Genomic DNA, 651 nt, shown 5'->3' with positions numbered 1-651 from the left:
TGAGTGCGACGCCCAAACTGGACCTGGAATCGCTGGCGCTTCCGGCTTCGGCGCTGGTGAGGGTGGGCACATCCGATGAGGCGATGAGCAGATCACCCAACACGCTGCGCGACATAAGCCTAGGTGGAGCGATTGGCTTGGGCCTAACTGATAATTCAGTTGCCACTCCGCGCCCGGAGAATCCTAGGTTGCCCGTGAGCAATGGCGCGTGGTCGAATCCATCGCGACCCGGCAACTCCGGCTGGCGGTCGACGGACCCGAGGGTCACAGCGGTGACGGGGGGCAAGCCGATCCCGTTCCAAAACGGCATAGTGGACTTCAGCTCATGGTCACAGGGACGCATGACCGTTCCTGGAATGACGGGTAATAGCACGATCGATCTAAAGCTCGGACGAGACATGCTGCGCGAACAGCTCAACTTGACCAGTGATGCAGCAGTGCAAAGATGGTTGAAAAGCCAGGGTGCAACACTGCACCATGCTGCGGACGGTGTCTCATTGGAGATGGTTCCTTCTCCTCTCCATAACAACGTTCCGCATACTGGTGGAGCGTCGATCCTACGAAGCTGGGACTATTCAAAGGGCGCGCCGATGGACTACGTCAAGGCAAACCGAATTGCTGCTGGCGGGCGATATCTTGGCGCTGCAGGGA

1 protein-coding gene is annotated in these 651 nt (G+C 58.8%); it reads left to right on the top strand.

Annotated elements, in window-relative coordinates; translation table 11 throughout:
* Positions 1–398: 398 nt before the first annotated feature.
* On the top strand, positions 399–651 hold a 253-nt coding region (locus ACXJKR_RS34135), incomplete at its 3' end, for an HNH endonuclease (protein ID WP_457326637.1).

The organism is Roseateles sp. P5_E11 (genome assembly GCF_054049355.1).
The sequence above is the reverse complement of the archived record's forward strand: the minus strand, read 5'-3'. Positions and strand labels throughout refer to the sequence as shown.